The following is a 6,068-nucleotide window of genomic DNA, read 5'->3' as shown; positions in this document are numbered from 1 at the left end:
ATGGGTGGAGCGCGAGAGCCCTTAAGCAAGAACGACAGCGCTGAACGCGCGCAACCCATGCGGCCGTGGGAACCCGGCGCCCGCATCGGCCGACAACAGCCGATTGCGACCGCATGGGTTGCGCGCGCTGGATGCTGGGGTTCTTGGTTAAGGAATCTCGCGCTCCACCCATCCTACAGCCAACCGGATTTGCGGAAGCGCCAGTATAGGACGGAGCAGGCGGTGGCGATGACGCCGAGGGTGACGGGGTAGCCCCAGGGGGTTTTCAGTTCGGGCATGAATTCGAAGTTCATGCCGTAGATGCCGGCGATGGCGGTGGGGACGGCCAGGATGGCGGCCCAGGAGGCGAGTTTGCGGGTGGTGTCGTTCTGTGCCGCCTGGCCGATCATCAGGCTGGCTTCGAAGGCGAAGGCGAGCGATTCGCGCAGGGAGTTGAACAGCTCGTCCACCCGCAGCACGCGGTCGGCCACCTCGCCGAAGTACGGGCGGGCGTGCTCGTCCACGGCCGACATTTCCACGCGGGCCAGGCGGCGGCAGATCTCGGCCAGGGGCGACACCACGGTGTGGATGCGCAGCAGGTCGCGCCGCTGCCGGTACAGCCTGCGGATGTCGGAATCCTTGGCGCCGCGGATCAGCAGTTTCTGCTCGGCGCCCTCCACCACCGTCTCGATCTTGCCGGCCGCCGCGACGTAGCGGTCGACCAGCCAGTCCAGCAGTTCGGAGGCGACGTAATCGCTGCCGCGCTTGAGGAGGTCGGGCGAGGCTTCGAGCCGTTCGCGCAAGGGGCTGTGTCCGGCCGTGGCGCCGCGGCGCACGGTGACCAGGAAGCCGTCGCCGATGAGGAACTGGGTTTCGCCGAAGATGGGCCGCTCGGCCTCGACCTCGACCGTGATGGCGACGATGAGGATCATGTTGCCGTAGTCGATGATCTTCGGCCGCCGGTGGGCCTCCAGCATTTCTTCCTGGTTCTTGTCGCAGGCGCCCAGTTCGCTCGCCACCCTGGCCAGCATCTCGGGGCCGGGATTGCGCAGGCCGATCCACAGCATGCCGTGGCCCTGCGCCACGTACTGCCCCGCCTCATCGATGGGAACTTCGCGGTCCCGCCGTCCGTTTACGTAGGCGATCGACGCCACGACCTCGCCCGCAGGCTGGCCGGCGGCATGTTCTTCAGTAGACATAAAGACCCTCGGACAATGCGATCCCTGCCGGACAGCTTATGCGTATCGAACGATGATAGCCCGTTCTACGAGAACAGGCTGCGCACCCGGCGCGCCACGTCCACGGCGGGCGCCTGCGGCTCCTTGGGCGCGCCGCGCCCCGGGGGCAGGTCGGGCGGCTTGGGCAGGTGGTCGAAGAGCGGCAGCATCGCATTGGTGATGTAGCGCGTGCGCGAGCCGTAGACGTGGCGATCGCCCATGCCGGTCTGCTGGTGCACGTAGAAGCGCTGCGGCACGACGAGCTGCAGGCGCTCCTTGGCCCGCGTCATCGCCACGTACAGCAGGCGGCGCTCCTCTTCGATCTCTTCGGCGGTGCCGGTGCTCATGTCGGACGGAATGCAGCCGTCCACCACGTTCAGCACGTAGACCGCCTTCCATTCCTGCCCCTTGGCGGAATGGATGGTGGACAGGATCATGTAGTCCTCGTCGCGCAGCGGCGCGCCCGATTCGTCGCTGGTGGCATCCGGCGGATCCAGCGTCAGCTCGGTCAGGAAGCGTTCGCGCGAGGGATAGCCCGAGGCGATGCGCAGCAACTGGTCCAGGTCGGCGCGGCGCACGCGCGCGTCGTCGTACAGGCGCTCCAGCTGGCCCGCATACCAGCGCAAGGCCAGGTCCGCGTCGGCCGGCCACTTCAATCCGGGATCGCACAGCGCGGCGTAGGTATCGGCGAAGCCCTGCCATTCTTCCTGCGCCGCCGCGCCGGGCTTGAACTCGCGCAGCGCGCGCAAGGGTTCCGCCGACGCGGACATGGCGTCCATCAGCTTGCCGGCGGTGGCCGGGCCGATGCCCGGCAGCAGTTGCGCCACGCGGAAGCCCGCCATGCGCCCGCGCGGATTCTCGGCCCAGCGCAGCAGGGACAGCAGGTCCTTCACGTGCGCGGCCTCCAGGAAGCGCAGGCCGCCGAACTTCACGAAGGGAATGTTGCGCCGGGTCAGTTCCAGCTCCAGCGCGGCGCTGTGGCTGGAAGTGCGGAACAGCGCGGCCTGCGACTTCAGCGCGGCCCCGCCCTCGCGCTGCGCCAGGACCTGGTCGGCCACCCAGCGCGCCTGCCCGGCCTCGTCGCTGACGGTCACCAGCTCGGGCAGCTGGGACGACTGGCGGTCGGTCCAGAGATCCTTGGCGTAGCGTTCCGTCGCCTGGCCGATGACGGCGTTGGAGGCGTTCAGGATGGGCTGGGTGGAGCGGTAGTTGCGGTCCAGCGTGATCACGCGGGCGGGCGTCGGGAACTGGGCCGGGAAGTCGAGAATGTTGCGCACGGTGGCCGCGCGGAACGAGTAGATGGACTGGGCGTCGTCGCCCACCACCGTCAGGCCGCGCCCGTCCGGCTTCATGGCGAGCAGGATGGCCGCCTGCAACCGGTTGGTGTCCTGGTATTCGTCCACCAGCACGTGGTCGAAGCGCGCGCCCACGTCGGCCGCGATCGCGGGCTCGGCCATCATCTCGGCCCAATAGAGCAGCAGGTCGTCGTAGTCCAGGACCTGCTGGTCCTGCTTGGCCGCGACGTAGCCCCGGAACAGGTTCTTAAGTTCGTCCTCCCATTGGGCGCACCAGGGGAAGGACGTCTTCAGCACGTCGGCCACGGGCGTCTGGCTGTTGACCACGCGCGAATAGATGGCCAGGCAGGTGCCCTTGAGCGGAAAGCGGGATTTCGTGGAAGACAGCCCCTGCTCGTGGCGGACCATGCCCATCAGGTCCTCGGCGTCGCCGCGGTCGTGGATGGTGAAGGCTTCGGACAGCCCGATGCGCTGGGCGCAGTCGCGCAGCAGGCGGGCGCCGATGGCGTGGAACGTGCCGGCCCAGGGCAGCGACGGCGGCTGCTGCGTGGCGCGCAGGTTCATCACGCGCTGCAGCACGGAGCCCACGCGCCGCTCCATTTCCAGCGCCGCGCGGCGCGAGAACGTCAGCAGCAGCATGCGCTGCGGATCGGCGCCGTTCAGGATCAGGTGCGCGACCCGGTGCGCCAGGGTGTTGGTCTTGCCCGACCCCGCCCCCGCGATCACCAGCAAGGGGCCGCCATCGCCCGGCGCGCCGGCCACGCCGAATTCGGCGGCCTCGCGCTGGGCGGGGTTGAGATCGGCCAGGGGATCGGGACGGCGGTTCGCTGGAGATGGATTCTGATCGGACATGACGCGTAGGGGCGCGTGGCCGGCGCAACGGCCACCCGGGCGGGGCCTGTTTTGCAGGCGCCCCGGCCCCCATAACTGGTTATATATCCAGCCATCATAGCAGCCTAGTGCGGGCCTAGCTGCGAGGCATGCCAGGTCAACAACCGGCGCTCGGCCAGCTCGATCGCCTTGAATGACAGCACGCCCAAGAGGCACAACAGGGCCAGCGCGACGAACACCGTGGGCGTGTCGAAGCTGCCCTGCGCCACGAGGATCACATGCCCCAGCCCCGAACCGCCGGCCACGAATTCGCCGACGATGGTGCCCACCAGCGCAAACGAGATACCGACCTTCATGCCGGCAAAGATGCTGGGCAAGGCGTTCGGGAAGCGAATCTTCCAGAGCATTTTTGCCCGGCTGGCCTGATTGACCCGGGCCATCGCCAGCATGTCCGGATCCGCCGACTTCAAGCCCAGCACCGTATCGATCAGGATGGGAAAAATGGCGATTAGCATCGCGATGGCCACCTTGGGCGCGGCGCCCGTTCCAAGCCAGATCACGAACAGCGGCGCCAGCGCCACCTTGGGTACGGCGTTCAGCGCCACCAGCAGCGAATACAGCGTGCGATCCAGGAAGCGCGAGTACACGATGCCGATGGCGGCCAGGATGCCCAGCACCACCGCCAGCGCAAAGCCCAGCAGGGTGGTGACCATCGTATCCAGGCTCTCGCGCAGCAAATAGGCGGGCGACGCCAGAAACTGCGCCACGATCTTGCTGGGTGCGGGCAGCAGAAAACCGCGTATTTCGAAGATCCGCACACAGGCTTCCCAGATCAGCAACAGCACCAGTGAAGTGACCAGCACTTCCCAGCGGCGCGTAATGTTGGACCAGACCAATTTCATCGCGGCTATTCCTTGTAAATACCCAGCCCGCGAAACGTATCGCGGATGTGCTTGACGCAATCGACGAAGGCCGGCGTTTCCCGCACGCCCAGCCCGCGAGGCCGCTCGATCTCGATAGGAACGACTTCTTCGATGCGCCCGGGCCCGCGCGCCATGATGACGACGCGGCAGCCCAGGTAGACGGCTTCGGCGATCGAGTGCGTGATGAAAACCACGGTCTTGCCGGTGGCCAGCCATGTGCGCTGCAGTTCAGCGTTCAACTCATCGCGCGTGAAAGGGTCCAGCGCGCCGAAAGGTTCGTCCATCAAGAGCAACTGGGGATCCAGCAGTAGCGCCCGGCAGATCGATACGCGCTGCCGCATCCCGCCCGACAGCTCGCGCGGAAACCGTTCCAGGAACTGGCCCAGGCCGAACAGCGTCAGCAGTTCGCGCGCGCGGGGTTCCATATCGCGGGGCTTGACGTCGTGAAACTCCGCCGCCAGCAACACGTTGTCCAGGATGTTGCGCCATTCCAGCAGCAGGTCGCGCTGGAACACAACGCCCATGTTGCGCGGCGGCTCGACAATCGCCCGCCCTTGAAGGGAAAGAAGTCCGCTCGTGGCCCGCTCCAGCCCGGCCATGCATTTGAGCAGGGTGCTTTTGCCGCAGCCGCTAGGCCCGACGATGCTGATGAACTCGCCCTCTTGTATCGACAGGGTCACGTCCTTCAGCGCGTGCAAGGCCCCGCGCTCGGACTCATAAATCCGATTGACGCGATCCAGCTCCAGAAAACCTGGCATGTGACTCTCCTGGCAGGTTCAGTTCGGCAACAGCGCGTTGGTGTAGTAATCGGACGGCTTGCGCCCGGGCTTGAGCATGCCGGCCTGTTCCATGCTCTGGATGGCAGCCGCCCAATCGCTGTCGTACTGCCGCCCGATCGGCGCGTCCTTGACAGTGGGGCTGTTGAAAAATGGCCGGTAGGCCTCAAGCTGGCCGCGCAGCACCTCGGCATCCAGGTTGGCGTTCGGGCGCCGCGCCAGGATGGCCTGCACGCCTTCTTCCAGGTGCCCGTCGTACAGGTACTGCCAGGCGCGCACCTGCACCGCCACGAACTTTGCCAGGGCGGGTCCGCGTTTTTCAATGGTGTCTGGCGTGGCCGCCAGCCCATAACTGGGGAAACTGATGCCGCTGTCTTCCAGCAGCAACGACGTGGCCGGACGCGCGCGGCCAACCATCGGCACGCCAAACGGCGCCTGCGACATGAAAGCGTCGCTGTTGCCCGAGGCGTAGGTGGAGATCATGGCGCTGGGCGACACCATGACCAGGTTCACGTCGCCGCGCGACATACCATTGGCCTTCAGAAACGGATCGATAAAAGGCACCCATGGGCTGGTGGCGAAACAGACGATCTTCTTGCCGCGCAGGTCCTTGGGCGAAGCCACCTTCTGGCCCGCGTCGGTCATGACGGCCAGGTCGCCTGTACGGGCAAAGCCCGCAATGGATTTCAAGTCCAGGCCATTCTCCATGGCCACGGCCATGGTGCCGACCGACACCTGGCCCACGTCCACGCGCCCCGCCGCCAGCAACTGCAACGTGTTGATGGTGCCGGTTCCGTCCTCGACTTCGACGTTCAGCCCTTCCTTTTCGAACCATCCCTTCTGCACCGCCAGATGCATCGCCGCGTGCATGCCCCAGGGCGAAAAGTCCATGCGCACTTTGAAACTCTCGGCGCCGGCGGCCGGGCCGGCGGCCAGCAGGCAGCCCATCGCCGCCATCACGCCGTAACGGTGCAGGCGCCGCGCTTGATCGTTGATCCAACTCATGATTTCCCCTTGATTGTTGGTGGGATCGCCGGCGGCCCGAGC

General features: G+C 66.6%; 5 protein-coding genes. All 5 read right to left on the bottom strand.

Annotated features, from left to right (window positions below; all coding sequences use genetic code 11):
* Nucleotides 1-173: 173 nt before the first annotated feature.
* Nucleotides 174-1,178, bottom strand: a complete 1,005-nt coding sequence (locus tag ADE01S_RS28855; RefSeq protein WP_062685198.1) for a magnesium and cobalt transport protein CorA — start codon at nucleotides 1,176-1,178, stop codon at nucleotides 174-176.
* Nucleotides 1,179-1,243: 65 nt separating this feature from the next.
* Nucleotides 1,244-3,343: an ATP-dependent helicase gene (locus ADE01S_RS28850; RefSeq protein WP_062685197.1), complete on the bottom strand. Its 2,100-nt coding sequence runs from the start codon at nucleotides 3,341-3,343 to the stop codon at nucleotides 1,244-1,246.
* A 104-nt stretch (nucleotides 3,344-3,447) separates the two neighbouring features.
* Nucleotides 3,448-4,224, bottom strand: coding sequence for an ABC transporter permease (locus tag ADE01S_RS28845; protein WP_062685196.1), 777 nt, complete (start codon nucleotides 4,222-4,224; stop codon nucleotides 3,448-3,450).
* Between the two features lie 5 nt (nucleotides 4,225-4,229).
* On the bottom strand, nucleotides 4,230-5,003 hold the full coding sequence (locus tag ADE01S_RS28840; RefSeq protein ID WP_062685195.1) for an ABC transporter ATP-binding protein: 774 nt from the start codon (nucleotides 5,001-5,003) through the stop codon (nucleotides 4,230-4,232).
* A gap of 18 nt (nucleotides 5,004-5,021) precedes the next feature.
* Entirely contained in the window at nucleotides 5,022-6,026 is a 1,005-nt protein-coding gene (locus ADE01S_RS28835; RefSeq protein ID WP_242663489.1) for an ABC transporter substrate-binding protein, read from the bottom strand.
* Nucleotides 6,027-6,068: the final 42 nt, after the last annotated feature.

It is taken from the genome of Achromobacter denitrificans NBRC 15125 (genome assembly GCF_001571365.1).
In the GTDB taxonomy this organism is placed as follows: domain Bacteria; phylum Pseudomonadota; class Gammaproteobacteria; order Burkholderiales; family Burkholderiaceae_B; genus Achromobacter; species Achromobacter denitrificans.
This window is presented reverse-complemented; position numbering and strand designations above follow the sequence as displayed.